Annotated in this window: 22 protein-coding genes; 5 read left to right on the top strand and 17 right to left on the bottom strand. The window is 62.6% G+C overall.

Going from position 1 to position 26101, the window contains the following annotated elements; all coding sequences use genetic code 11:
• Positions 1-45: 45 nt before the first annotated feature.
• The 5 genes from AB0O81_RS00365 to AB0O81_RS00345 form a co-directional block, all read right to left on the bottom strand.
• A complete protein-coding gene (locus AB0O81_RS00365) occupies positions 46-1050 on the bottom strand; it encodes a DUF1648 domain-containing protein (protein WP_363580105.1) in 1005 nt (334 codons plus the stop codon).
• The gene (locus AB0O81_RS00360; RefSeq protein WP_363580103.1) at positions 1040-1396 is read right to left on the bottom strand and encodes a GntR family transcriptional regulator; all 357 of its coding nucleotides are present in this window, start codon (positions 1394-1396) and stop codon (positions 1040-1042) included. Before AB0O81_RS00360 ends, AB0O81_RS00365 begins: the two co-directional genes overlap by 11 nt.
• A 68-nt stretch (positions 1397-1464) precedes the next feature.
• Positions 1465-1632 carry a methionine/alanine import family NSS transporter small subunit gene (locus tag AB0O81_RS00355; RefSeq protein WP_363580101.1) on the bottom strand — a complete coding sequence of 56 codons (168 nt, stop codon included), beginning with the start codon at positions 1630-1632 and terminating at the stop codon, positions 1465-1467.
• Positions 1629-3206: a sodium-dependent transporter gene (locus AB0O81_RS00350; protein ID WP_363580099.1), complete on the bottom strand. Its 1578-nt coding sequence runs from the start codon at positions 3204-3206 to the stop codon at positions 1629-1631. The genes AB0O81_RS00355 and AB0O81_RS00350 overlap by 4 nt, the downstream gene beginning before the upstream one ends.
• 80 nt (positions 3207-3286) lie before the next feature.
• Positions 3287-4129, bottom strand: coding sequence for an SGNH/GDSL hydrolase family protein (locus AB0O81_RS00345; RefSeq protein WP_363580097.1), 843 nt, complete (start codon positions 4127-4129; stop codon positions 3287-3289).
• 131 nt (positions 4130-4260) lie between these two features.
• Here AB0O81_RS00345 and AB0O81_RS00340 point away from each other — a divergent pair, with 131 nt between their 5' ends.
• Positions 4261-5514 (top strand): amino acid permease, encoded by a 1254-nt coding sequence (locus AB0O81_RS00340; protein ID WP_363580095.1) that lies wholly within the window; start codon positions 4261-4263, stop codon positions 5512-5514.
• Here AB0O81_RS00340 and hisS read toward each other — a convergent pair.
• From hisS to nhaA, 3 genes are read right to left on the bottom strand one after another with little or no spacing between them, the layout of a single operon-like run.
• A complete protein-coding gene (hisS, locus tag AB0O81_RS00335) occupies positions 5498-6769 on the bottom strand; it encodes a histidine--tRNA ligase (protein WP_363580846.1) in 1272 nt (423 codons plus the stop codon). The genes AB0O81_RS00340 and hisS overlap by 17 nt on opposite strands.
• A gap of 31 nt (positions 6770-6800) precedes the next feature.
• Complete coding sequence (locus AB0O81_RS00330; RefSeq protein WP_363580093.1) at positions 6801-7514, bottom strand: MazG family protein; 714 nt, start codon at positions 7512-7514, stop codon at positions 6801-6803.
• A complete protein-coding gene (gene nhaA, locus AB0O81_RS00325; protein ID WP_363580091.1) occupies positions 7492-8682 on the bottom strand; it encodes a Na+/H+ antiporter NhaA in 1191 nt (396 codons plus the stop codon). Before nhaA ends, AB0O81_RS00330 begins: the two co-directional genes overlap by 23 nt.
• Before the next feature lie 145 nt (positions 8683-8827).
• Between nhaA and AB0O81_RS00320 the strand changes: the two genes are divergently transcribed.
• Positions 8828-11500, top strand: coding sequence for a phosphoenolpyruvate carboxylase (locus AB0O81_RS00320; protein WP_363580089.1), 2673 nt, complete (start codon positions 8828-8830; stop codon positions 11498-11500).
• 21 nt (positions 11501-11521) lie between these two features.
• On the opposite strand, the gene AB0O81_RS00315 is transcribed toward AB0O81_RS00320, so the two are convergent.
• Together AB0O81_RS00315 and mfd are read right to left on the bottom strand one after the other, a co-directional pair.
• Entirely contained in the window at positions 11522-12121 is a 600-nt protein-coding gene (locus tag AB0O81_RS00315) for a gamma carbonic anhydrase family protein (RefSeq protein WP_363580087.1), read from the bottom strand.
• A 77-nt stretch (positions 12122-12198) separates the two neighbouring features.
• On the bottom strand, positions 12199-15804 hold the full coding sequence (gene mfd, locus AB0O81_RS00310) for a transcription-repair coupling factor (protein ID WP_363580085.1): 3606 nt from the start codon (positions 15802-15804) through the stop codon (positions 12199-12201).
• Positions 15805-15882: 78 nt separating this feature from the next.
• On the opposite strand from mfd, the gene AB0O81_RS00305 reads away from it, so the two are divergent.
• Entirely contained in the window at positions 15883-16440 is a 558-nt protein-coding gene (locus tag AB0O81_RS00305; RefSeq protein WP_363580083.1) for a hypothetical protein, read from the top strand.
• 24 nt (positions 16441-16464) lie between these two features.
• Here the strand turns inward: AB0O81_RS00305 and pth are convergent, their stop codons facing one another.
• The 5 genes from pth to AB0O81_RS00280 all read right to left on the bottom strand — a co-directional run bounded on the left by pth (position 16465) and on the right by AB0O81_RS00280 (position 21349).
• Complete coding sequence (pth, locus tag AB0O81_RS00300; RefSeq protein WP_363580081.1) at positions 16465-17049, bottom strand: aminoacyl-tRNA hydrolase; 585 nt, start codon at positions 17047-17049, stop codon at positions 16465-16467.
• A gap of 82 nt (positions 17050-17131) precedes the next feature.
• Positions 17132-17752, bottom strand: a complete 621-nt coding sequence (locus AB0O81_RS00295) for a 50S ribosomal protein L25/general stress protein Ctc (protein WP_363580079.1) — start codon at positions 17750-17752, stop codon at positions 17132-17134.
• A gap of 375 nt (positions 17753-18127) precedes the next feature.
• A complete protein-coding gene (locus AB0O81_RS00290; protein ID WP_363580844.1) occupies positions 18128-19147 on the bottom strand; it encodes a zinc-binding dehydrogenase in 1020 nt (339 codons plus the stop codon).
• A 20-nt stretch (positions 19148-19167) separates the two neighbouring features.
• The gene (locus AB0O81_RS00285; protein WP_363580077.1) at positions 19168-19935 is read right to left on the bottom strand and encodes an SDR family oxidoreductase; all 768 of its coding nucleotides are present in this window, start codon (positions 19933-19935) and stop codon (positions 19168-19170) included.
• Positions 19936-19960: 25 nt separating this feature from the next.
• Positions 19961-21349 carry a GntP family permease gene (locus AB0O81_RS00280; RefSeq protein ID WP_363580075.1) on the bottom strand — a complete coding sequence of 463 codons (1389 nt, stop codon included), beginning with the start codon at positions 21347-21349 and terminating at the stop codon, positions 19961-19963.
• A gap of 157 nt (positions 21350-21506) precedes the next feature.
• Between AB0O81_RS00280 and AB0O81_RS00275 the strand changes: the two genes are divergently transcribed.
• Positions 21507-22202, top strand: coding sequence for an FCD domain-containing protein (locus AB0O81_RS00275; protein WP_363580073.1), 696 nt, complete (start codon positions 21507-21509; stop codon positions 22200-22202).
• Between the two features lie 18 nt (positions 22203-22220).
• On the opposite strand, the gene AB0O81_RS00270 is transcribed toward AB0O81_RS00275, so the two are convergent.
• Positions 22221-23660 carry an FGGY-family carbohydrate kinase gene (locus tag AB0O81_RS00270; protein ID WP_363580071.1) on the bottom strand — a complete coding sequence of 480 codons (1440 nt, stop codon included), beginning with the start codon at positions 23658-23660 and terminating at the stop codon, positions 22221-22223.
• A gap of 226 nt (positions 23661-23886) precedes the next feature.
• Here AB0O81_RS00270 and gndA point away from each other — a divergent pair, with 226 nt between their 5' ends.
• Positions 23887-25332, top strand: coding sequence for an NADP-dependent phosphogluconate dehydrogenase (gndA, locus tag AB0O81_RS00265; protein WP_363580069.1), 1446 nt, complete (start codon positions 23887-23889; stop codon positions 25330-25332).
• 73 nt (positions 25333-25405) lie between these two features.
• Here the strand turns inward: gndA and AB0O81_RS00260 are convergent, their stop codons facing one another.
• Positions 25406-26101 (bottom strand): ABC transporter ATP-binding protein, encoded by a 696-nt coding sequence (locus AB0O81_RS00260; RefSeq protein ID WP_363580842.1) that lies wholly within the window; start codon positions 26099-26101, stop codon positions 25406-25408.

Raw genomic sequence — 26101 nt, 5'->3', positions numbered from 1 at the left:
ATCGCGGTGTCCTGACGGTCTCGGTACTCCATCAATCAGCGTGCGTCAGCTCGATGCTTTGGTCGCACGCTCAGCAAGAGCCGCGAGCAACGCTGCTCCGGTTTCGGCATCGTCAGTCGTCACCACGAAGCGTCGCCCGTCGTTGCGGGTGACTTCGATTGCTTGGCCCGCCCGAAGCACAACGCCAAAACGCCCCGGAGCCATTCGAACTCCCCAGCCTCCGAACTCCCCCATCGGCATCACGTCCGCCACTTCGACCCCTGCCACGTCGGTCAGTGGCACCGAGAAGCGCGGCACTCCCCACACGGAGCGCACCGTCAGGCCCGCGTCGTTCACGACGACACGAAAAGCTGTTGTCGCGCCTACCACAATCACCAAGAGCAGCCCGGTCGCCGCGAGAATCCATCCCGACGCTCCGGAATCCGCGGCGATGGCTATAATGCCCGCGCCAGTCAGAGCGATCGACAGACCCCAGAGCACCCACATCACCGCCGGCTTCATGACAGCTCCATGCACCCAGACGACGCGTTCGCCGGAGGCGAGCGCGAGGTCTTGCGGGGCCCGCGAGAGCGAGCGCACCGTCGCTGTCGCAGGTTGCAAGAACCACGCCATCAGCGCCAGCGCCGACGCGACGACCAATGCCACGACGAAGGCAAAGTAGATTCCCGCGCCTTCCGCCGACGACTCCCCACCCGCCTGAATCACGAAGGTCCACGTGAACAACACGACAATGAGAGCGGAAACCCACGTTCCTGTCGCGCCGAGGAAGCGATAGGTCACTCCCCTGTCGCCGCGCCGAAGGCCGGGGGCTGCAAGCAGCGCGAGCAAAGTCGGCACCCCCATACCAAGCAGCAGCGTCGCGAGCGGAACTGACCACGCTGGCGCGAACCCGTCAGGCTCACCTGAAGCATTCCAGTGGGTGGCTACGGTCGAGGGCACGTAGGGCAATGCGACGAGTTGAACCACGATGCCTGCGAGCGTGATCATCGCCGGGATGATGACCGCAACCAAAACGAATCGGCGAGCGACGAGAGAGGATTTAACGGTCATGGGCGATTTCCTTTACCAGAGAGGTCAGCAGTTCAGGTGAGATGCCGAGGTGGCGAGATTGCGCCACCAGCTCGTCGATCTCGTTTCGCAGTTGTGCGAGCGCAGCTACCGCATCGGTAACCACGGCACCCCGGCCACGCCGCATATCGACGAGCCCCTCGTCACGCAAGTCTTGGTAGGCGCGCAGCACCGTGTGCAAATTGACGTCGAGAGCGGTGGCTACTTCGCGAGCGGGCGGCAACCGGTCCCCGGAGCGCAATCGTCCCGCCGCAGCATCCGACCGGATGGAGGCTGCGATCTGCTCGAACAGGGGTTCATCGCTGGTGGGTTCGATTCTGACTAGCACAAAGTTATTCTATATCAACTAGAACAACTCTGCATTCCCGTGCAACGAGGCCAGCCGAGCCGATACCTTCAAGTGTCGTGAACGATCGGCGCCTCATCTTCGCGGTGATCGTCGATCCCGCCAGCAGGATACTTCTCAACCTCCGGCCGCGCCCTCAGCGCGAGAACGCTGAGGATCAGCCCTCCCCACACCAGAACGAGGGCAAGAATCAGGAACGTGATGGCAACGGCGGTCATCGCGACACCTCCTCGGTGTACTCGGGCCATGCATCGAAGTCATCCACAGGGCGCTTCCATTTCAGCAGCGGCATCACCACAGCGCCGATGACCAAGAGCAGCACCGCACCCCAGCCGATCGCGACAAGGTAACTGACCGGGTAGCCTTCGTATCCCTCGGAGACAAGCACGATGATGCGCTGAATCAGCATGTAACCGAGCACAACGGGGGCAAGCAAGCCAACGAAGAAGAGCCACGAACGCCCCACCCTAAACGTGGAAACGCTGTTGAGATGGAAGCGAAGTTCGTTCCCCTGGCGCAGCATCCAGAGAACAAAGACGACGGTCAGAATCGCCGAGGTCACGATGCCGATGTTGTTGACCCAATGGTCGATTGTGTCGAGTGCGATGAGTCCGGTCGTGGTCGAGAACAGCAGCACCGAGAGCATTCCCGAAACGACCCCGATCGTCGCGGCAGAGCGGCGCGGCGACAGGTTGAATTTCTCCTGAAATGCGGCCGAGACTACTTGCAAGACCGACAGCAGCGAGGTGAATCCCGCGACGACGAGCGATCCAAAGAACAACGCGCCGAACAGCGGACCGCCGGGCATCTCGGAAACGATTGCCGGGAAGGTAACGAATGACAGCAAGACCCCGGTGATGTCGTTTAGTTCGCTCACTGCTATCCCCTGCTCGAAAGCAAAGAACCCGAGGGTGGCGAACACACCAATGCCGGCGAGAATCTCGAACGAAGAGTTCGAGAACGCCACCACGAGACCGGGAGTGGTCAAGTTCGACCGACGCTTGCGATACGACGAGTAGGTGATCATGATGCCGAAGGCGATCGACAGTGAGAAGAAGATCTGACTGTACGCCGCGATCCACACATTTGGATTGGCGAGGGCGTCCCATTGCGGCGTGAACAAGGCGTTGAGCCCATCGGCGGCGCCAGGCAAAAAGAGCGCACGCACAACGAGAATCAGAAAAGCTACGACCAACAGTGGCAAGAAGATGAAGTTCGCTCGCTGAATGCCGCGTGCCACACCTGCCCCGAGCACGACGATTGCCGCAATCCACACGATCACGAGCGGAATGAGCACCCCTGGCACAAACTGTGTGCTCAAGCCTGGATCACCGAGCTGTAGATAGTCGTTGATCAAGAATCCGGCAGCATCGTCGCCCCAACGCAGATCGAATGAGAACACGAAGAAGCTCAGCGACCAGGCGATCACCACGGTGTAGTAGAGCCCGATCACGAAAGCGATCGTCACTTGAAACCAACCGAGCCCCTCAAGCCACCGCCCATGACGCCGCCCGCCGAGTCGACGAAAGGCGGTCGGCGCCGCGCCGCGAAACCGGTGCCCGATCGCATAGTCGAGAAACAGAATCGGGATGCCCGCGGTGATCAGTGCCACGAGATAAGGGATCAGAAACGCGCCGCCGCCGTTCTCATACGCGACCCCGGGAAACCGCCAGATGTTTCCGAGACCCACTGCTGATCCGATTGCTGACAGAATGAATCCGGCCTGGCCGGTCCACTGCTCGCGCTGCGGAGCGACACCTGCAGATGCCGACGCGGAAGTGGATGCTGACACTGACGCCTCCTCGATGCTGGGCCCAAGTGATGCCGTTGAGCGCACGCTACCAGCGCCGCGCAGCGAACGCACCTGGTTGTTTACGCGCGTGGGTTCTGCTCAAGGACGCACGGGACGGTCACCTCGTGCGCGGCAGCCTGTCGCTCGGCCACCGCCGCGGCAACAGCGGGCAGGAGGGCGTCGGCAGTGCGCCGATATCCGAGGGCGCTCGGGTGAAAGCGGTCGAGACTGAACATCTCATCGGGTTCGGAAATGAAGAACTGCCCCACGGTATGGCGCAGCGACACCGCGTATGCGCCTGCACGCCGCGCCACCGTTGCCTGTTCCGATGCCAGCTGACGGGAAAGTCGCGAGCCAAGTGTTCGCAGCGGTTGCGGGACGGGGCGCAGAGCCCCGAGGTCTGGACATGTACCGACAACAACCCGTGACCCCTGAGTGTGCAGACGCTCGAGGGCCTCCGATAGGTGACCCGCTGAGATCGTGACGGGAACACGATGCGTGATGTCGTTGCCGCCGACGATGATGACGGCGACGTCTGCAACGTATCCGTCGTCGAGGCCGTCGAGTTGCACACTCAGCTGCGAAGTCTCCGAGCCCACAACCGCCGCCGTGGTCAGGCGCACAGGCCGCTGAAACTGCGATGCTAGCGCTTTCGCAAGTCTGCCGCCGAGGGTGTCCTTGCGTCGGTGCGCGCCCAGCCCTGCCGCGATCGAGTCGCCGAGCAGGAGTAGCTCGATCGGCGAACCCTCGAGTGACCGTCGCCAGACACGGTCGGCATCGATGGCGTCTTCGCCGAGCGGCTTACCGATGCGACGCCGTGCGATTGCCGCTTGTCGGTGTAGTGCCGTGCGAGCACTGAGCATCGCGGCCACGATCACCGCGACCGCCAACAATCCGCTCTGCAACGTCCGTACGCTCTGCAACGTCCGTACGCTCTGCCGCTTCACCGTGCGCCCCATGAGCAGAGTCCACATCGAATAGCTGAACACGATACGACCGGGCGGTTACCAGCGGTGTACACCACCCCGTTTCTTCTGGGACATAGGATGCCACCGTGACAGCCCCCTCACTCGAGCGACGCCTGGGGCTGAGCGACGCCGTGTTCATCGGTTTGGGATCGATGATCGGCGCCGGAGTCTTTGCCGCCTTCGCACCCGCGGCCGCAGCTGCCGGCTCCGGTTTGCTCGTCAGTCTCGCAATTGCCGCAGTCGTGGCGTTTGGAAACGCCACCTCCACCGCTCAGCTCGCCGCGGTACACCCGACATCGGGTGGCACCTATGCGTACGGGCGCGCCGAACTCGGACCCTGGTGGGGATTCGCCGCGGGCTGGGGCTTCATCATCGGCAAGACCGCAAGCTGCGCCGCGATGGCGTTGACTTTCGCCGCGTATGCCGCGCCCAGCGGATGGGAACGTCCCGTCGCGATCATTGCTGTCGTTGGGCTGATCACGGTCAACTGGTTCGGTATCACCCGCACTGCGCAGCTCACTCGTGCGATCGTCACGATCGTACTGATCAGCCTGGCTATCGGTGTCGCTGCGGCAGGCTCCGCCACTGACACCCCCGGTTGGCTCACCGCCGAGGCTCTCGGTGAGTTCGGCTGGTACGGCATTCTTCAGGCTGCTGGACTCCTCTTCTTCGCCTTTGCCGGATACGCGCGCATCGCCACCATGGGAGAAGAAGTCCGCGACCCCGCGCGAACGATCCCCCGCGCGATCCTCATCGCGTTCACCCTCGCGCTCATTCTCTACTTCATCGTGGCGGCCGCGGTGCTCTCAGCCCTGGGCCCGAATGCAACTGCCGCGTCGCTCGCTCCGGTTGCTGACGCAGCGGCAGCCTCCGGCTTCGTTTGGACATCTGCTGTCGTGAGTGTCGGTGCCGCGGCGGCATCGCTCGGCGCGCTGCTGGCGCTGATCGCGGGCATCGGTCGCACCAGCTTCGCGATGGCGCGCGAGGGCGACCTTCCCCGCTTTCTGGCTGCCGTGCACCCGCGATGGAAAGTGCCGCACCGCGCGGAGCTGACGCTCGGGCTCATCGTGATCACGCTCGTCGCCACCCTTGACCTGCGCGGCGCAATCGGCTTCTCGTCATTCGGCGTGCTGCTGTATTACCTGGTCGCGAACATCGCGGCGTTTCGCCAAGGCGCCAACGTGCGGCGCTATCCCCGGGCGCTGCAGGTAACCGGAGGCGTTGGATGCGTCGTGCTTGCTCTCACCTTGCCGTGGCAAGCCGTGGCCACTGGCATCGCCGTGGTCGCTGCGGGCTTTGTCTACCGCTCGGTTCGACTGCGGGTCATGCGAGAGGTTTGATCTCGATGGAGTCGCTCGTCGCCCCAGGCGAAATGATCGCAAACGACGAGTAGCCGTCACCAGACGCACGCTCCAGTAGCGCCTTGAGATTCTTCGTGCGTATTTCGAGCCGAACGCGCAGCCCTTCAGCGACCAGAGATGCTTTGATCGCAAGCAGTTCCGCCATCGGCACGCCGCGGTCGTGAATGAGCACAATCGAGCGGGATGCTTCGTCTTCAGCATCCTTCACCAGATCAACGATTCGCTCGAAACCTATTGAGAAGCCAACCGCGGGAACGTCTTGGCCGAGGAAGCGGCCGATCATGCCGTCGTATCGGCCACCGCCACCCAGCGAATAGTCGACCGAGGGGTGAGCCAGTTCAAAGATTGTGCCGGTGTAGTAGCCCATTCCGCGAACGAGGAAGGGATCAAACACCAGCGGTATATCGCCCGGCACGATGCTTGAGGTCGTTCGCGCTGCACTCACCGCTGCGCCGATGCCGAGCAGGTGCTCAACGATTTCGTCGGGCACCCCGTCGGGAAGCAACTTTCGCACTTGGCGCTCACCGTAGGGGTTGTACTCGAGCGTGACGGGGCGGCGCATGAATGCCTCGAATGCATCAACGGCTGCGGCGGTAGCCCCTCGCTCGCGCAGTTCAGTGACCACGCCCTCCGCGCGAATCTTGTCGAGCTTGTCGATCGTGATCAGCACACCGGGTCGTTCAGCCTCGTGGAATCCGAAGTGCCCCAACATCCAATCGAGAACCCGGCGATCATTGATTCGCACGCTGGCGCCTTCGAGGCCGAGCGCGTCAAGAGTGTCGAGGCTGGCGACAATCAGTTCTGCCTCAGCGCGCGACGTTGCGTCGCCCATGATGTCGATGTCGCACTGCATGAACTGCCGGTAGCGGCCTTTCTGCGGGCGCTCCGCTCGCCATACCGGAGCGATCTGCACGGAACGAAAGACGCTCGGCAGCTCGCCCCGATGACTCGCGTAGAAACGCGCGAGTGGCACCGTCAGGTCGTAGCGCAGGCCGAGGTCCGTGAGAGCCGCTGGGCTGTCAGCTGCGGCGGTGATCGCGGCGGCATCGAGACCACGTTTGAGCACGTTGTACGCGAGCTTCTCGTTGTCTCCGCCGATGCCCGAATGCAGGCGTGAGTACTCCTCCATAACGGGAGTCTCAATCTCGTCGAAGCCGTGCGCGCGATAGCGTTCGCGGATGACGGCGAGCACACGCTCGCGACGAGCCTTGTCTGCGGGAAGAAAGTCGCGCATTCCGCGCGGAGGATTGACCGTTGCCACGCTTCTATCTTTGTCCATCCACGGGTGTGGCCTGTGCACGGGGGCGGGTCTCGGCGTCGCGAACGTCAGCCGTCAAGGCGCGCAAGCTCTCTCGGAGCGCGCGTTCCGCATCCCAACCTTCTCGCCTTGCAAGAGCAGCCAACGCGACCAGCTGCTCGCCGAGTTGCTGTTCGGATGCTGGTTCTTGCACCGCGATCGCTGCCTGGGGCTCAACACCAACAGCATCCGCCTTGCCAATCAGCTTCTGCGCGAGGGCGAGGGTGGGCATTCTCTCGCTGACACCATCGAGCACACTAGTGCGAGAGCTCTTCTCCTCGGCCTTTGCCGCGTTCCAGTGCGTCAGCACCTCTTCGGGTGTCGCCGCCACTGCGCCGGCAAAAACGTGCGGGTGTCGCCGAACCATTTTCTCGGTGAGCCCTCGTGCCACGTCGTCAATATCGAACGGTGACCGCTCATCTCTCGATGCGATCTCGGCGTGAAACAGCACCTGCCACAGCAGGTCTCCGAGCTCCTCACGCAGGTCGTCGCGGGTTCCCACTTCGATTGCGTCGATCAGCTCGGCGCTCTCCTCCTCGAGGTAGGGCACCAGAGCATGGTGGTCAATCTGCTGTGTCCAGACGCAACGATCGCGCACTGCGCGCATAGTTTTCGCTGCCTCGCGTAGCGGATCGCTCTGAGGATCGCTCACAGCAACATCACGCCGTAGCGCTCTTATCATCGGCAGCGGAGTCTGCCTCAACCTGATCAAGCCTGCGGTAGTGCCGCGCACGCCAAGAGACCAGAACGCCGGCAAGCAAAAGCGAGATCATCGAGCCAGCGAGAACACCGAGTGTGGCTTCGTCGCGAAGCTCATCGTTGCTCGCGAATGCGAGTTCAGAGAGCAACAGCGACACAGTGAAGCCAATGCCGCCGAGCGCGCCCGCTGCCAACAGATCGGTAAACGCAAGCGCAGGTTTCTCTGCATCCTTGTCGCGTCCGACTCGCAGCGAGATCCAGCCGAACAGCGAAATTCCGACGATCTTTCCGACCGGCAGTGCGACAACGATGCCCCAGAATGCGGGCGAGAGTTCGCTGAGCGGCACCTGAGGGATGACCACGAGGGCGGCAGCAAAAGCGAACACCGGCAGCACTACGCCGTTGACCCACGGCTCCATTGCATGCCGGGTGCGCAACGCGGGCTGTTGAGCCATCACGAGCCCCAGCGCCACACCCGCAATTGTCGCGTGAACGCCCGACTGGTAGGTGAACACCCACGCGGCGATAGCGAGCAACACGAGAACGATCGAAATCGCGATGCGTCCTCGACCGTCAAGCTGCCTGCTGAGCACGCCGAAAAGGGCTACGCAGATCGCAGCAGCGGCGAGCATGCCGAAATTCACATCGGAGGTGAACAGTACCGCGATAAAGATGATGCCGACGATGTCGTCGAGAATCGCCAGCGCGAGCAAGAAGATGCGCAGCGCCGACGGCAAGCCCCGACCGAACACTGCGAGAACGCCCAACGCGAATGCGATATCGGTAGCCGTCGGGATCGGCCAGCCGTTCGCCGAGTCGGTGCCTGCGGTGAACGCGAAGAACACCAAAATCGGCACGATCACGCCGCCAGTGGCGGCAATTGCGGGCTGTAGTGCCTTTTTGGCGGAGTTGAGTTGGCCGTTGGTCAGCTCAAACTGAAGCTCGACAGCAACGACGAAGAAGAACAGCACGAGCAGACCGTCTTTGATCCAATGATCAACGGAAAGCTCGAAGACATCGGGAATGCCGACGTAGGAGTGCATGAAATCGTCGGCGGCCGTGCCCAAGGGGGAATTGGCCACGATGAGGCCGAGCGCGGCAGCGCAGAGCAACACGATCGCGGGGAAACGTGCGGAACGAAGCAGGGACATAGGGTCCTTTCAGAGTGCCAGTCGGTGGTTCTCTACCGACGCCGACCAGACTTCCCGGCACTCCGCACAAGAGTCTATCGACGTTCAACGTCACAAGTGCCGCTCGTGTGACCAGCACGAAACACAGCGACGCTACCGTTAGAGGATGCGCGAACTGACTCACACCGAAGCGATCGACCTTGTCGGACGATTCGAAGCCGGCCAGGAGATTCCGGAGCAGATGCGCTCCGACGTCCGAATGCTCGGCTCCCTTCTTGGCAAAGTACTCCGCGAGAGCGGCTCGAAAGGGCTATACGAAGATGTCGAGCGCCTGCGCGTTGCGACGATCCATGCCTACACGGATGAGTCCCCCGAAGCCTTCGAACGAGCGGCAGGCATCGCTGACTCCTTCACCGTGGAGCGGGCAGACGAAGTCGCACGCGCATTTACGACGTACTTCCATCTCGTCAACCTGACCGAAGAGCATCAGCGTGTACGGGTACTACGCCAGCGCGACGGACGGCCCGCTCGCGAGAGCGCGACTGACTCAGTAGCTGCCGCTTTCGTACGCCTCGCTGAAGAAGTCGGTGACGACTCGGCGCTCAAGCGCCTGCAGGCGATGCGATTCCATCCGGTGTTCACGGCGCACCCCACCGAGGCCCGTCGGCGCGCTGTATCGCAGAGCATCCGCCGATTGTCAGAACTGCTCGAGGAGCACGACTTCGCCCTCCGCAACGGCGCCGACCAGCGACGCGCTGAGCGCCGCATGCTCGAAGAGATCGACACGCTATGGCGCACCGCGCCGTTGCGCCCGCAGAAGCCATCGCCGACTGATGAAGTGCGCGCTGTCATGGCGGTCTTCGACGAAACACTCTTCACGGCCGTTCCTCACGTGTACCGTCGCGTCGATGACGCACTGCAGGGCCCCGCCGCGGGCGACCGTGCACCTGTGGTGCGCCCGTTCGTGCGAGTGGGATCGTGGGTGGGCGGCGACCGCGACGGCAACCCGTTTGTGACCGCATCGGTCACCCGCAAGGCTGCAGCAATCGCCAGCGAACACGTGTTGCTCGGCCTCGAACGCACTGCGAACCGCATCGGCCGCACTCTTACGCTGGACGCGACATCCACCCCGCCCAGCGAGGCTGCCGGGGTGCTCTGGCGGCGGTTGAAAGCCGCGGATGAAGACGCCGCAGCCGAGATCGCCGAGCGTTCACCGAATGAGCCTTTCCGGCGCATCATGCTCTTGATCGCCCGCAAGCTCACGGCCACGCATGCCCGAAACGCTGATCTTGCCTATCGCGATCCCGAGCACCTGCTCGCCGATTTGCGCGTCATTCAGGACTCGCTCGTCGCCGCCGGTGCGTCACGCCAGGCGTACGGGCATCTGCAGCAGCTGATCTGGCAGGTCGAGACCTACGGTTTCCACCTCAGCGAGCTCGAAGTACGCCAGCACTCGGCAGTTCACGCGAAGGTGCTCGCCGAGCTTGACGCCGGTGGGGCACTCAGCGAGCAGGCCGAAGAAGTTCTCGACGTCTTCCGTTCTGTTGGCTTTATTCAGGAACGTTTCGGTCCACGCGCGGCCGGTCGCTATATCGTTTCGTTCACGCAGTCGGCTGAGGATCTCGCCAATGTGCACCGACTTGCGGCCTTCGCCGCCGGGCCTGATGGGAACGTCCCGGTGCTCGATGTCATTCCGCTCTTCGAGACTTTCGCCGACCTGCAGGCCGCACCGGGCATTCTCGCCGAGATCGTCAACCACCCTGAATTCGCTGCCAGGCTCGATGCGACGGGACGCCGCCTTGAGGTGATGCTCGGCTACTCCGACTCGTCAAAGGACGTCGGCCCGGTTGCGGCGAACCTTGCCCTTTACGAAGCCCAAGCAAAGATCTCGGCGTGGGCCAAAGAAGAGGGCATCGAGCTCACTCTCTTCCACGGTCGCGGTGGTGCGCTCGGCCGCGGTGGCGGCCCTGCAAACTCGGCGATTCTCGCTCAGCCGCAGCACTCTGTCGACGGTCGATTCAAGCTGACCGAGCAGGGGGAAGTGATCTTCGCGCGCTATGGTGACCCGGCAATCGCAATGCGGCACATTGACCAAGTTGCCGCAGCGATCCTGTTGGCGTCGTCGCCGTCGAATGAAAAACGAAACTTCGATGCGGCAGAGAAGTATGCCGATGTCGCAGCAACTATGGACACCGCTTCGCGCGAGCGTTTCTTCTCACTCGTCAAGGCTCCCGGATTCGCTCCTTGGTTCGCCACGGTGACCCCGATGGAAGAGATCGGACTGCTGGCGCTCGGCTCGCGACCCGCCCGCCGCGGACTCTCCGTGGAGTCGCTCGAAGATCTGCGCGCAATTCCGTGGGTGTTTGCCTGGACGCAGGCCCGCATCAACCTTGCCGGATGGTTCGGTCTGGGAACTGCGCTCGAGGCAGTCGCCGATGAAGCGCTTCTGACACAGGCCTACGCCGACTGGCCGTTGTTCCAGACGATGATCGACAACGTCGCTATGAGCCTTGCTAAGGCTGACGACCGCATCGCACAGCGCTATCTCGATCTGGGCGATCGTGACGATCTCGCGACGCTCGTGAGCGAAGAGATGGCGCTCACTCGCGCGTGGGTCACCCGCATCACAGGCGGAACCGAATTGCTCGGCAATAAGCCGGTACTGCAGCGGGCGGTCAAGATGCGCAGCCCCTACGTCGATGCGCTCTCGTTGCTGCAGCTACGTGCATTGCGCGCGTTGCGCGATGCCGATGAGAATGCTCCGGTGGATGCTGCGCAGCAACGGCTATTGCTGCTGTCGGTTAGTGGCGTCGCGGCCGGGCTGCAGAACACCGGGTGAGCTGAGGCGCCGCGGGGAGCATCAGTCCGAGGGCTGATCGTCTGCGTGCCGCGCCAGGCTACGACCGTAACGTTCGGTGAGCTGCACCATCAGGTCGGGAGTATCACGGTCAAGTCCGAAAACGTAGCCGGGAAAGTCAAGATCCTTCTGTGCTGCCCAGATATCTTCGTGCTTGTCGGGCGAGAGAATCAGTACGGGCTCACCGACAGCGACCCATGCGATGGGCACAACCGTCTCGGCGGGCAGAATTGTGCGAACATGCACGACGGCGTTGATGCGTATCTCGCAACGCTCGCCGATTCTGGCACCATTGAACACTCGTGTTCCGGTAGCCAGAAATGTCTCGTTGCCAATCGACGCCCCCGACACGCTCGCCATCGGCCCGACGAGCACATGGTCGCCAATGTGCACCGGATTCGTAGACGTCGCGCGGATCAGCGCGTTCTCCATCACGATGACGTGCTCACCCAGAGTGATCGCACCGCCTTCAGCGGTCACCACCGCCCCGTGGAGCACCTGACAGTCGGCGCCAATCTCGACATCGCCGCTGATCACTGCGGTGGGTGCGATGACGGCGCTGGGATGGATGCGAGGCGCTGCCCCGAGGTGCGAAAACCGCATAGATGCCCTCCGTGGGTGCCAGCGTAGCGTGGCGCTCACGCTGGCGAAAGGGCCCAATCTGTTAGAGAGTTGGAGCGCTACGCTGAGGCATCGGCCTTCGCAGGCGCCGGCCATAGCTGGTCAATAAGCTGACCAACCCACGCGATCAAGTCGGCGTCGCTGACTGGCTCGGAATTCACCCGCGGCAGTGGCACGACAAGGGCGTCACCGCCAGCGAGCAGTTTCGCTTTCGGATACAGCCGCTGCAACCGCACACGCATTGAGTCCGGCAGGTGAGCGGGTGCGATGCGCAGGTTTGGCCCCATCGCGACCACATCGGTCAATCCCGCCTGCGTAGCGCGCCGGCGCAGGCGAGCGATTGATAGCAGCCCTTCGACATCGGCAGGCGGTTCGCCGTAGCGATCACGAAGCTCGTCGATCACCGCATCGAGCGAGTCGTCTTTCGCCTGCGCGGCCGACGCTGCTGACAGCTTTTGGTACGCCTCCAGTCGCAGACGTTCGCTGTCGATGTAGGCCTCAGGAATACGAGCCTGCACGGGCAACTCGAGCCGCAACTCGACGGGGCCTTCAACGTCATCGCCCCTGAACGTCGAGACAGCTTCGCCAATCATGCGCAGGTAGAGGTCAAATCCGACACCCGCAATGTGCCCGGCCTGCTCGGCGCCCAACATGTTTCCGGCACCACGGATCTCAAGGTCTTTCAGCGCCACCTGCATGCCGGAGCCAAGGTCGTTGTTGACCGCGATTGTCTCAAGACGGTCGGCAGCAGTTTCGGAGAGCGGCTTCATCTCGTCGTACATGAAATAGGCGTATGCACGCTCGCGTGCACGCCCGACTCGCCCGCGCAACTGGTGCAACTGGCTCAGCCCGTACTTGTCTGCTCGGTCGATGATGATCGTATTGGCGTTCGCAATGTCGAGGCCTGTCTCGATGATCGTGGTTGACACCAACACGTCTGCCTTGCGCTCCCAGAAGTCGTCAACGACCTGTTCGAGCTGATGCTCCCCCATCTGACCGTGCGCGACCACAACCCGTGCCTCTGGAATCAGCTCAGCAAGTTCAGATGCCACACGCTGAATGGACTGCACTCGGTTGTGCACGAAAAACACTTGGCCTTCGCGCAACATCTCACGACGGATGGCAGCCGCGATCTGCTTGTCGTTGCGAGGACCGACGTACGACAGAATCGGATGCCGATCCTCGGGTGGGGTCTGCAACGTCGACATCTCGCGGATACCGGTGACTGCCATCTCGAGTGTGCGTGGAATCGGCGTCGCGCTCATCGCGAGAATATCAACGTTCGTCTTGAGCTTCTTCAACGCGTCTTTGTGCTCAACGCCGAACCGCTGCTCCTCATCAATGATCATCAGTCCGAGGTCTTTGAAGAGAACCTTCTCAGTGAGAATTCGGTGCGTTCCAATCACCATGTCGACGGTGCCATCAGTAATGCCAGCGAGAACCTCGCGTGCTTGTTTATCGGTCTGAAAGCGCGACAGCGCTCGCACTTTCACGGGGAAGCCGGCGAAGCGCTCGGCGAACGTCTCGATGTGCTGCTTGACCAGCAACGTCGTCGGCACCAGCATGGCAACCTGCTTGCCATCCTGAATGGCCTTGAAAGCGGCGCGCACCGCCACCTCTGTCTTGCCGAACCCCACATCGCCCGACAACAACCGGTCCATGGGAATCGGCTTCTCCATGTCGGCTTTGATCTCATCGATCGTCTGCAGCTGGTCGGGAGTCTCGGCAAACGGGAATGCTTCTTCCAGCTCACGCTGCCAAGGCGTGTCTGGACCGAAGGCATGGCCTTTCGCCGCCATGCGCGCCGAATAGAGCTTCACCAGTTCGACCGCGATGTCTCGCACTGCCCTGCGCGCTTTGCCCTTTGCTTGGGCCCAATCGCTGCCGCCCATCTTTGACAGCACGGGCGTCTCGCCCCCGACGTAACGCGAGAGCAGGTCAAGCTGATCGGTGGGCACGAACAGCTTGTCGCCCGGGTAACCGCGCTTGGACGGCGCATACTCGATCACCAAATACTCGCGAGTGCTTTTGATCGCGTTGCGACCGCCGCTCGAGACCTCGCGCTGAGTGAGCTCGACGAACTTTCCGATGCCGTGCGTAACGTGCACGACCGCGTCGCCCGCCTTCAGCTGCAGCGGGTCGACAACGTTGCGACGCCGCGATGCCAGTTTCTTGACGACTCGCTGGTCGCCGCCGATCGTGCGGCCATAGAACTCGGACTCCGTGAGAACGGCGAGCTTGGCCTCCGCCGATTCGAAGCCTCGCTCCAGAACAGATAGCACCACGTGCGCGACTCCTGGCTCAGGAATCGTCAGGACCTCATCGACCATGCGTGCGGCGATCCCCCGCTCCGCCATCACATCGCGTGCGCGCTCTACCAACCCGACACCCGAGGCGCTGACGATGACACGCCACCCTGCTTGCAGCAGCTCGGCGATGTGGGCTGTCGCGCCGTCAACGTTGCCATGGAACGAGGGCACGGCATTGCCCGGCACGCGAACCACCCGCGCGGCCTCGAGAGCAGCGTCGATATCAAGCAACCCCTCTGCCGAGGCGTCTGCCTCGCCTGAGTCAAATGAGCTCAATGTCCACCAGACATCGCCGCGTGACTCTGCGGCTTCACGCAGTGCTGGCAACGGTACGAAATCGCCGGTACCAAGATCGACCGGAGTATCCGCGCCCGCGGTGGCTGCGCTCCATGCCGCATCGAGAAACTCTCGATTCGTATCGCTCAGCGTGATCGCACGACTCACGGCACGCTCGGGATCAAGCAAAGCTACTGCGGCCTGTTCGGGTAGATAATCCACGAGCGTAACGAGGCGATCGACGAGCGCGGGCAACAGCGACTCCATGCCCTCGACGGGGATGCCCTCCGTCATCTTCTCGAGCATGTTGCGCAACCCGGGGAACGTCTCATGCAGTGCAGCGGCACGATCGCGAACGTCCTGGGTAAGCAGAAGTTCGCGACTCGGCAGCAACGACACTGCTCGCACGTCCTCGGGCAGCGAACGCTGGTCAGCGACCGAGAACTCCCGAATCTGGTCGACCTCGTCGCCGAAGAACTCGATACGCAGGGGGTGCGCGGCGGTGGGAGGAAAAACATCGAGGATGCCGCCGCGCACGGCGAACTCGCCGCGGCGCGACACCATGTCAACGCGTGAATAGGCACGTTCCACGAGCCCGAGCACCACATCGCCCAGTTCGTTGCCACGGCTGCCCATCGCCAGCTCGATCGGCCCGACATCGGTGAGGCCAGCTGCAATCGGCTGGATCGCCCCGCGCACTGATGATGTGATGACGAGCGGAGTATCTCCCTGCCACTTCGCCACGTGCGCGAGGATCTCCAGGCGCTTGCCCACGGTCTCTGCGCTGGGACTTAGCCGCTCATGAGGCAACGTCTCCCATGCAGGAAAATGCAATACCTCTGCACCGGGTAGGAGCGCACCCAGCGCGGGCCCGAGCGACTCAGCGCGTCGTCCGGTGGGCGCGATCAGCAGCACCACCGGTGGCTTTCCCGCCGCGCGGCGCCGCTCGATCAGAGCGGCCAGAAGCGGTGCGTCAAGTCCTTCGACGAGAGAGAAGTCAGCGTTTACAGGCGCCGCAGAAACGGCGTCCTGAAACGGCTCCGCCTGCTCGAGGGCGCGCACTATCCCGGGAACTGTCACCTTAGAAGTGTACGGCGCACAGCGGACACCACGACAGCTGCACTCCTTCACACGACTGGCCCCTCCTAGGATGAAGGCGTGAGTGATTCCACGCCTGATCAAAGCCCCGTGCCACCGCCCGCGGCTGCCGCGAGCGGCTGGACGGCGCCAAGCGCACGTCCCTTCGCTCCTCCCGCTGGCTATTCAATGCCGCCGGGGTATTCCGCACCGCCTACGCAACACCTCGGCACCAGCGTTCCGGCCGCTCCCCCGGCGCAGAAGCGTGGCGCCGCTCTCGGCGTAGTCGCGCTGTTGCTCTCGCTTTTTGCCGTCGTTATCGTGCCTCTAGTGCTGGGAGTCACCGCCTTTGAGATTGGTCAGGGTGCACTCACCCAGAATGTGCTGACCACGGCTCAGTTCAGCCCCGAAGCCCTCACTCCCGTGCGCGGCTGGGTACTGTTCGCAGAGATCACGTTTTGGACCGGCACTGTGTGCGGCATCTGGGCGCTCACCCAAGGCATCGTCGCGATCGTGCGCCGACGCGGACGTGGTGCCGGAATCGCCGCGGTGGTGTTGGCAAGCGCAGGTCCGCTCATTGCTCTTGTGGTTGGGTTCAGCGCACTCGCCGTCGGCGCGACCATGAATATGGGCGGCTAAGTCTCAGGGGCACAGCAGGCCGCGCTAGCCGCGCGGTGCGTGGTGCTTCTGCTGAGCCGCGACCAGGCCTTCCGCAATCAGCTGTTCCACTGCGTCGGCAGCATCCGACACCAAAATAGGGAGCGTTTTGCGCTCGACCGAGCCGAACGGGTCGAGAACCCAGTCAGAAGTCTCTTGGCGTCCTGGCGGACGCCCGATACCGATGCGAACTCGGGGGAAGTCTGGTGTGCCGAGCGCCTTTGCGACGTCGCGTACACCGTTGTGACCACCGTGCCCGCCGCCGATCTTGAGCTTGATCGTGTCAAAAGGGATGTCGAGCTCATCGTGCACGACGACGGTATGTCTGGGCTCGACGGAGTAGAAATTCGCGAGGGCCGCGACGGGCCCACCTGAAACGTTCATGAAGCTGTTGGGCTTGGCGAGAACTAGTTTGTCGCCACCCGGGCGCAACCAGGTCTCGACCGTTCGTGCGTTCGTCTTGTGCGTGCGGAAGGTTTCGCTGCGACGGGCTGCGAGTTCGTCCACGACCATCTGTCCCACATTGTGACGAGTGGTCTCATATCGAGGCCCGGGATTGCCCAGGCCCACGATCAACCAAGACTGTGCCATGTTTTCCATCCTGCCTCGGGCGCGCGTCAAAACCGAAACGAGGGGATGCGGAATCCGCACCCCCTCGTCACAAGCGAGAGTCTTACTCGGCTGCTTCCTCGGCCTGCGTGTCAAGAGCTTCGCCCTCGGCTGGAGTGGTGTCTTCAGCGTCAGCACCAGCGGACGGCGCCGAGATCGCAACGATGAGCAGCTCCGGGTCAGCGGCAAGCGACGCGCCCTTGGGCAGCGGCAGGTCGGCGGCGGTGATGTGCGCGCCCTCTTCAAGACCATCAACGTCAGCCTCAACGCTCTGCGGAATGTGAGTTGCCTCAACCTCAAGCAGGACCGACACCGCGTGCTGGTTCACGTTCATACCTGCAGCGGGCTCGCCGACGACGGTGACCGGAATGTCAACCTGGACCTTCTCGCCCTTCTTCACGACGATGAGGTCGATGTGCTCGATGATCTGGTGCACGGGGTCCTTCTGCACGTCCTTGACCAGAGTGAGCTGGTCCTTGCCATCGATGACGATGGTCAGCAGCGCGTTTGCGCGACGGATGAGGAGCGCGACCTGGTGGCCGGGCAGTGCCACGTGCACAGGCTCGGTGCCGTGTCCGTAAATTACCGCAGGAATCTTGCCAGCGGCACGAAGACGGCGGGCAAAGCCCTTGCCGAAGTTCTCACGGACGTCTGCGATGACCTTGTGGTCGGGCTCGTTCGACATTGTTGCTCCTTGCGGGCGTTCAGGCCCGTTTTGTCAGCGGGCCAACCTGCGAAGGCCCAGGGTATATGGGGTGGTTTCGACTCGAACGCGATCGCGTGAGGAAAGCCATAGGGCCTAATTCACCGCGTCGATCACGGATGCCGATTGCTGCTGTAGAGCGAAATTGGGGCATCCCTCGCCGAAGTACAAACACAGAGTCTAGCAGTGACCGGGCTACGATGAAGACTCACCCGATCAGCACCCGGAGGTTTTGCATGGAGTACGGATTCTTGACACACGTAATGCTGTGGGTGGTCGGCGCCGTCGCGCTCATCGGAGCAGTCGGCACGACCTTGGCTTTCTGGTCAATGGGCCGCTCCTACGACAAGAGCTGAGCTAGTCGCCCTCAGGCCACACCGCAACAACAACTTTGCCGGATTGCTCCGAGTCGCGAGCGATCTCGAACGCCTCTTCGAGGGATTCCGCAGATATCTCATGGGTGATCACACGCTCGATTTCTGGGTGCGAATCGAGTAAGTCAAGCGCCCGATCGATTTCGTCCTTGAAACGAAATGTTCCCACCCATCGCACCTCTTTTGAGATGAACGGCGCAATGTTCAGGGGTCGGTTTTCGTTAGGAACCATCCCTACTTGAACCACGGTGCCCCGAGCGCGAACCGCGCGCAGTGCGCTCGATATCGACGGCGCGACGCCCGAGCATTCGAGCACTATGTCGTAAGCGCTCTCGGGGATCTCCTCCACGGCGACGTTGATCACGGTGTCGGCTCCAAGAGCGCTGGCACGCGTCAGCGGCCCGGGAAGAACATCTGTGGCGCACACGCTGCTCGCGCCTCCTGCAGCCGCCGCAGCGACAGCCAGCAGGCCGATAGGCCCGGCGCCCGTTACGAGTACCCGCGCACCTGAGACGCCGCCCGCTTGCGCGATGCCATGTAGCGCCACCGCAAGCGGTTCAGCAAGCACCGCGCGACGCACGGGCAACGACTCGGGCAAGGGACGGATCATGTCTCGGTCGACCAAGATGTATTCCGCCAGGGCGCCCTGGGTGTGTGGTGTTGTCGAAGCGCTGCCCAGGTAGGCTCCACCCGGCCAGAGGTGCGGCTCGTCGATGATCTCGGGAAGCGGCGTCCCGAACGTTGCGGGATGCACAGTGACCGGCATTCCTCGCTCCCAGACGCCCTTTGGGTCCTCGTCTATGCGACCCGACAGTTCGTGTCCAGGAATAAGCGGCTCTCGCACGACAAACGCACCGTTGGCACCGGTGAAGTAGTAGTGGAGATCAGAGCCGCAGATTCCGACGTACTCCACTCGCACTCGCACTTGCTCTGGACCTGGCTGCGGGGAGACTGTCTCGCGCACGACGAGCTTCTGCGTGGCTTCGATATAGGCAGCGCGCATCATTTGTTCCTTTTCGACGGTCATACGACAGCCGTCATTCCGCCGTCGACGAAAATGTTCTGTCCGGAGATGAAACTCGAGGCATCCGAGGCGAGCAAGACAAGCGCACCGTCCAACTCTGCGAAGTCGCCCCAGCGCTGAGCCGGTGTGCGGGCCTTCAGCCAACCTGTGAACTCGGGGTCTTCGACAAGATCCTTATTCATCTCGGTCGCGAAGTAGCCAGGGGAGATCGCATTCACCTGCACGTTGTGGCGCGCGAGATCCGCGGCCATGCCCTTGGTCAGCTGCACCACGCCTCCCTTGGAGGCCGAGTACGGAGCAATGGTCTGGCGTGCGAGCAACGACTGCACCGAGGCCACATTGATGATCTTTCCCGAACCCCGTTCAACCATGGCAGGAGCCACGAATCGAGATACATAGAAGACCCCGTTGAGGTTCGCCGCGATGATGTCATCCCAGTCTTCGATAGAAAACTCAGTGAATGGACCCCGGCGCTGCACCCCCGCGTTGTTTACCAGAATGTCGGGGACGCCGATCTCCTCGAGGAGCTTCGCGATGCCCGCCTCGACGCCGGCAGCGTCAGTCACATCGAATGTGACAGACGCCGCCGGTCGCCCTGAGAGACGTTCAGCCTCGGCACGAGTGCTTTCCACTGCCTGCGCATTTCGCCCGTGAACAACGACACGCGCACCTTCTCGCGCGAGAGCGAGCGCGAGCGACCGGCCGAGACCTCGGGATGAGCCGGTGACCAGCGCAAGCCGGTCAGCCACATTGAAAAGTTCAGACATGAGAAAGGGTGCCTTTCAGTTGAGGTCAGACGAGAGTGGCAACGCCGTAGACAGCGAGAACGAGCACGAATGCCAATACAGACTCGATCGCCTGCTGCACTGTCCACGTCTTCAGGGTGGTCTTGACATCCATGCCCATGAGTCGCCCGACGAGCCAGAAACCCGAGTCGTTCACGTGGCCGGCGAAGACAGAGCCAGCAGCAGTCGCGAGCGTGATAGCTGCTATCTGGAGCGGGTTGAAGTCACCAGCGAGAACAGCCGGCGCCGCAAGGCCCGCGGCCGTCACCAATGCGACAGTCGCAGACCCCTGCGCCAGGCGAATGACAACCGCAATGATGTACGCGGCCACAATGACGGGAAGACCCAGGTCGCTCAGCGTGTCGGCCAACGCGTCACCGATGCCTGATGCGCGCAACACGCCACCGAACATTCCACCAGCGCCAGTGATCAGAATGACCGAAGCAACGGGACCGAACGATGAATCGAGCGTCTTTTCCAGAGCAGTGCCGTTCTCGCCGCGGCGGGTACCGAGAACATACGTCGCTACCAGAACGGTGATCAGCAGCGCGACAAACGAGTTGCCGAGCAAAGTAAGAACCTGTACCCACAGCGAGTCGCTGGCGACCACACCTTCGCTGGCGAGGGTGGTGAGACCCGTGTTCAGGAAGATCAGGAACATCGGCAACAGCAGAATCAGCACGATCGTCATCGGCTTGGGCGGGTTGACCGGCTGGTCGTCGTCGATCGAACCGAACAGTGCCGGAACAGGGAGCTTGATGCGCGCAGAGATGAACTTGGCCCAAAGGTAGCCGGAGACGTACCACACCGGGAATGCGATCAGCAGTCCGAGCAACAGGACGATGCCCAAGTTGGCGCCATATAGGCCTGCGGCAGTGACCGGGCCCGGGTGGGGCGGGAGGAATACATGCATGACCGAGAAGGCGGCTGCGGCGGGCAGGCCGAACAGCAACACGTTGTTCTTTGACACGCGGCGTGCCACAGCGAAAACGATGGGGAGCATCATTACCAGGCCCGCGTCGAAGAACATCGGGAAGCCAAGGATCAGCGATGCAACGCCGAGAGCGAAGGGAGCGCGCTTTTCACCGAAAATTTCGACAAAGCGATCCGCCAGCGCCTTCGCGCCTCCGGAGTGCTCTATCAGCCTTCCGAGCATCGCTCCCAGACCGACGAGCAACGCAACGCTTGCCAGGGTGGCCCCGAACCCTCCCAGCAGAGTCGTCGCGATCTCCGACACCGGCACTTGCGCCACCAGGGCGGTCAGTAGCGAGACGATAATCAGCGTCAAGAAGGCATGCACCTTAAAGACGATGATGAGCACAAGAATGAGCGCGATCGCGCCCGCAGCTATGGCCAGAAGTGGCCCGGTACCCAGCGTTTGGGTCCAATCATCCATCTGAATCTCCGTTGATGTGAGGAATGAGAACTCGGGGACACCCCGGCTCCCGCGTTAGGATTCGTGCGACGCGCTCCATAAATTCGAGCGCGTGCAGTGATCTTGCCACAATGATCATATCTTTGGCAAGCTTTGATCGTACTTATGGGAGGCCCTCGTGGCACAGGCAGCTCACGGACCGTTGCTCGATGCGCTCGGCGAGCGCATCGCATCGGGCGAACTGCAACCCGGCGTTGTGCTCACGCTCGCCGGACTTGAATCCGAGTACGGGGTCTCGCGAACGGTGGTGCGAGAGGCTGTTCGGGTGCTCGAGGCCATGGGGATGCTCGAATCGCGCCGACGAGTTGGCCTTACCGTCCGACCGGTGAACCAGTGGAATGCCCTGGACTCTCAGCTGATCGCCTGGCAGCTCGCGGGCCCGCGGCGCGATCAGCAGCTGCTTGTCGTGACGGAGCTACGGGCAGCAATCGAGCCCGTAGCAGCGCGCCTCAGCGCTACCCGCGCTAGTGATGTGGAACGAGCCGAACTCACCAGGCTGGCAGACCAGCTCAACGAGTTAGGAGGCCAGGGAAAAGGCGACTCCGAGGAGTATCTCCGCGTCGACATAGCCTTCCACGATCTGATCCTCGACTCGAGCGGCAACCTGATGCTTGCCGCGACGAAGTCTGCGATCGCGGCGGTGATCAGCGGACGTTCGCGCGAGGGTCTCACTCCCCCAACCCCTCATCACGAAGCGCTGCACAACCACATCCAGACGGCCGCGGCGATCGCGCGCGGCGACGCCGAAGCGGCCGAGCACCACACCCGCCGCTATGTCGACGCTGTTCTCTCAGAGGTGCGGTCGCTGAGCTGAACGCTGCCAGCTGCTGCGTCAGCCTTTCGGCGGGGTGCCCGGCAGCGTCCGCGAGTAGTGATCCAGATAGCGCACGAACCCGGCGTCATACTGCGCGCGCCGTTCTGGTCGAGGCCGGACAACTCGGCGCTCGACCGAGTCAAGGGCCGGATGCTGCATAGGCAACCCCGCCGCCGCGAGGCCCATGCGAACGGCGCCCACCGTCGAGCTGTGCTGCTGGGTAGATACTTCCATTTCGACGCCGAAGACATCAACAGTCAGCTGCGTCCAGAACGGGGAAGAAAGCACTCCACCAGACAGAATGACACGCCTCGGTGAACCGCTCAGCGCGGTCAGCTCTTTGAAGCAGTGGAACAACGAGTACACAATGCCCTCGAGCACGGCTTGGTACATGTCAGCGCGGGTGTGATGCGGTTGCAGCGCGAGAAGACCCCCCTGTCGCTGGTCTTGCCATCCTGGACTGCGCTCACCGAACAAGAACGGCATGAATACCGGCGTGTCAAGTCGGTCCGCAGAAAGTAGCGGCTCAATCTCGGCGTAGTCAGTCGACATGCCGAAGAGGCGCTCGCGTGCCCAATCGACACAGTTTCCACAACCTGAGGTAGCTGCGCCACTCAGTGATCCCATAGGCGAGCGGTACGACCAGGTACTGAGCGTGGGCGAAAAGGCAGGATGCCGCGAGGCAAGCCGCAACGCGCCGCTCGTGCCCATCGAAAATGTCATATCTCCTGGTTCGGTCGCGAGGTCGCCAACTTGACTGAGCCCACCGTCAGGCCCGGGAACAAGCACTGGCACACCAGCGCGAATGCCGAGCAGAGTGGCCGCCTCTGGCAGGAGGGGGGCCGTCTCGGTAGATGCTCGAAGCTCAGGCAGGAGCACGCGCTCAAGCCCGAAGCGAGCAATAACCTCATCGTCCCAGTCTGCGGTTGTGGCATTGAGCAATCCGGTACCAGAAGCGAGCGACGGACTCGTCCAGCACTCACCCGTCAACCGGGCGAACACGAGACTCGGCTGATCCATGGCGACAGCAGAAGCAAGGTCATGGCCTTGTTGCGCGAGATGCATGAGCTTGAACACGGGGTAGACCGCGTTCACCATGCAGCCCGTGCGCTCGTAGAACCACCAGGTAAGCTCCGCGTCGTCTCGCAACCCCGCGCAGAGATCCTGTGCGCCGGTGTACGGCCACTCCATTACGGGCGTGATGGCGTCGAACGCGGGTGTTTGCAAGGTGAGACCATGCCAGGTGCCGCTCAGCACGATCAGGTCAACGTCATGACCGTGAGCGCTTTCCCGCCCGAGCGCAAACAGCTGTGTGCAGATCGCATCGCCATCGCGAACGGCGGCGTCTGGTCCGTCGGTCTCAAAGCGCCGCGATCTGACAGCGATTTCGCCGCTGTCGGTGTCGAAGAGCATCGTCTTAGCAGACGTCGTGCTGGCTTCCAGCGCAAGGATGATCATGAGTGGCTGTCCATCGTCGGAGGGAGACGGCGACGACAACATCGTCCCGCATAGCCCCAATGATATGATCATTCAGCGGGAATCGTCTATCCCTATCCACGAAACCGACGAAGCACGCGCCGTCACACAACCTGCGAGGCGGAGCGGTCGCGCGCTACGCTGAAACCGCCGGCCCTGCCGCTTGCCACGCAGCGGTGCGAGAGCTCGGCTCTGACTGAGGAGAAAAATGAGCGGAACCGCCAATATCGGCGTTGTTGGACTCGCGGTAATGGGATCGAATCTCGCCCGCAACCTTGCAAGCCGCGAGGGCAACACGGTAGCGATCTATAACCGCAGCCATGAGAAGACCGAAACCCTTCTTGCTGAGCACCCCGAGGCGAAGTTTGTTCCCGCTTACTCGTACGACGAGTTCGCAGCCAGTCTGCAGCAGCCTCGCACTGCCATCATCATGGTCAAGGCTGGCGGCCCAACCGACGCCGTCATCAACGCTCTTGTTGAGGCTTTCGAACCCGGTGACATCATCGTCGACGGCGGCAACGCGCTCTTCACCGACACGATCCGTCGCGAGAAGGCGGTCCGCGAAACGGGAATCAACTTCGTCGGAGCTGGCATCTCGGGTGGTGAAGAAGGCGCTCTGCTGGGGCCGTCGATCATGCCTGGCGGTTCAGACGCATCGTGGGTGACCCTCGGACCGATCCTCAAGTCCATCGCCGCCGTTGCTGAAGGCGAGCCATGCGTTACGCACATCGGCCACGATGGCGCCGGCCACTTCGTCAAAATGGTGCACAACGGCATTGAGTATGCCGATATGCAACTCATCGCGGAAGCCTACGATTTGATCCGCCGTGCCACCGGAAAGTCGCCCGCCGAGATCGCCGATGTGTTCGCGGAATGGAACAAGGGCGAGCTTGAGAGCTACCTGATTGAGATTACGGCCGAGGTGCTGCGTCAGATGGATGCTGACACCGGCAAGCCCCTCGTCGATGTCATTCTCGACCAGGCTGGCGCCAAGGGCACCGGTGCATGGACGGTGCAGACTGCCCTCAACCTGGGAGTTCCGGTCTCAGGGATCGCCGAAGCCGTGTTTGCGCGCTCGCTATCCAGCCACCCCGAGCAGCGTTCGGTCTCGGGCGAACTGCCTGGGCCGAGCGAAGGCCTGTCAGTAGAAGATGCCGACACCTTCATCGAAGAGGTGCGCCTCGCGCTGTACGCCTCGAAGATCGTCGCTTACTCGCAGGGGTTCGACGAGATTCGCGCGGGAGCAGCCGAATACAACTGGACGATCGACCTCGGCGCCGTGTCCAAAATCTGGCGGGGCGGTTGCATCATCCGCGCGCAGTTCCTCAATCGCATCGCCGATGCGTATGCCGAAAGTCCCGAGCTACCAGTGCTCCTGACCGCTCCATACTTCGTCGATGCGCTCGGCCCAGCACAGACAGCGTGGCGGCACATCGTTGCCACGGCGGCTACCGCCGGCATCCCCGCGCCCGCATTCGCGTCCTCGCTGGCCTACTACGATGGCCTGCGCGCAGACCGTCTGCCCGCAGCGCTTGTCCAAGGTCAGCGCGACTTCTTCGGAGCGCACACCTACAAGCGAGTCGATAAAGAAGGCACCTTCCACACACTGTGGTCGGGCGACCGCAGCGAAATCGAGGCAGAAGACACTCACTAGCATCCGCTAGCGCGCCATCTGCAAAACGCGAGCCCCGGTCCATCCGGGGCTCGCGTTTTCGTGTACCAGCAGACTACTTGCGAGTGATGTCGCGCACGGTTCCTCGCTCAAGGCGCAGACGCCGCTTGGCGCGCTTGGCCACGGCAGAGTCGTGCGTGACGACAATGAGCGTCAGGCCCTCAGCGCAAAGCGCCTCAAGCACCACCAGAATCTCGTCTCGCATGCTCTCATCAAGGTTTCCCGTCGGCTCGTCCGCCAGCAGCACCTTTGGCCGCTTGACTATCGCACGGGCGATCGCCACGCGTTGCTGCTGGCCGCCCGACAACTCTCCGGGGAGATGATCAGCACGTTCGGCCAGACCTACGCGCGCAAGCGCTTCTTCGACACGCTGCGCGCGCTCCTGCTTGGGGACACCCAGCGGCTCGAGGGCCATATCGACGTTCTCGGCCGCGGTGAGAGTCGGAATCAGGTTGAATCCCTGAAACACGAACCCGATCTCGTGCGCGCGAACCGTAGTGAGTTGCGCGTTCGACGCTTTGGCTAGATCGGTATCGCCGAGCATCACCGAGCCCGCGCTGGGACGATCAAGCGCACCGAGCAGCTGAAGAAAGGTCGACTTGCCTCCCCCCGTCGGGCCCTGAATGGTGACAAAGTCACCCTGGGCAATCTCGAGGTCGATGCCAGCCAGCGCTTTCACAACGCGGTCTTTCTGACGGTATGTGCGCGTGACTCCAGCGAGCCGATAAAGCGCGGTAGGTGCAGCATCCAT

It is taken from the genome of Microbacterium sp. NPDC076911 (assembly GCF_040687125.1).
GTDB lineage: Bacteria > Actinomycetota > Actinomycetes > Actinomycetales > Microbacteriaceae > Microbacterium.
The sequence above is the reverse complement of the archived record's forward strand: the minus strand, read 5'-3'. Positions and strand labels throughout refer to the sequence as shown.

Excerpts from the sequence above, each read along its gene's own strand:
- AB0O81_RS00330 (WP_363580093.1), bottom strand. The coding sequence starts at position 7,514 with ATGATAAGAGCGCTACGGCGTGATGTTGCTGTGAGCGATCCTCAGAGC.
- AB0O81_RS00320 (WP_363580089.1), top strand. The coding sequence starts at position 8,828 with ATGCGCGAACTGACTCACACCGAAGCGATCGACCTTGTCGGACGATTC.
- AB0O81_RS00270 (WP_363580071.1), bottom strand. The coding sequence starts at position 23,660 with ATGATCATCCTTGCGCTGGAAGCCAGCACGACGTCTGCTAAGACGATG.
- AB0O81_RS00365 (WP_363580105.1), bottom strand. The coding sequence starts at position 1,050 with ATGACCGTTAAATCCTCTCTCGTCGCTCGCCGATTCGTTTTGGTTGCG.
- nhaA (WP_363580091.1), bottom strand. The coding sequence starts at position 8,682 with ATGTCCCTGCTTCGTTCCGCACGTTTCCCCGCGATCGTGTTGCTCTGC.
- AB0O81_RS00315 (WP_363580087.1), bottom strand. The coding sequence starts at position 12,121 with ATGCGGTTTTCGCACCTCGGGGCAGCGCCTCGCATCCATCCCAGCGCC.
- AB0O81_RS00290 (WP_363580844.1), bottom strand. The coding sequence starts at position 19,147 with ATGCGCGCTGCCTATATCGAAGCCACGCAGAAGCTCGTCGTGCGCGAG.
- AB0O81_RS00280 (WP_363580075.1), bottom strand. The coding sequence starts at position 21,349 with ATGGATGATTGGACCCAAACGCTGGGTACCGGGCCACTTCTGGCCATA.
- AB0O81_RS00285 (WP_363580077.1), bottom strand. The coding sequence starts at position 19,935 with ATGTCTGAACTTTTCAATGTGGCTGACCGGCTTGCGCTGGTCACCGGC.
- AB0O81_RS00295 (WP_363580079.1), bottom strand. The coding sequence starts at position 17,752 with ATGTCGAACGAGCCCGACCACAAGGTCATCGCAGACGTCCGTGAGAAC.
- hisS (WP_363580846.1), bottom strand. The coding sequence starts at position 6,769 with ATGCGCGACTTTCTTCCCGCAGACAAGGCTCGTCGCGAGCGTGTGCTC.
- AB0O81_RS00260 (WP_363580842.1), bottom strand. The coding sequence starts at position 26,101 with ATGGATGCTGCACCTACCGCGCTTTATCGGCTCGCTGGAGTCACGCGC.
- gndA (WP_363580069.1), top strand. The coding sequence starts at position 23,887 with ATGAGCGGAACCGCCAATATCGGCGTTGTTGGACTCGCGGTAATGGGA.
- AB0O81_RS00355 (WP_363580101.1), bottom strand. The coding sequence starts at position 1,632 with ATGACCGCCGTTGCCATCACGTTCCTGATTCTTGCCCTCGTTCTGGTG.
- pth (WP_363580081.1), bottom strand. The coding sequence starts at position 17,049 with ATGGCACAGTCTTGGTTGATCGTGGGCCTGGGCAATCCCGGGCCTCGA.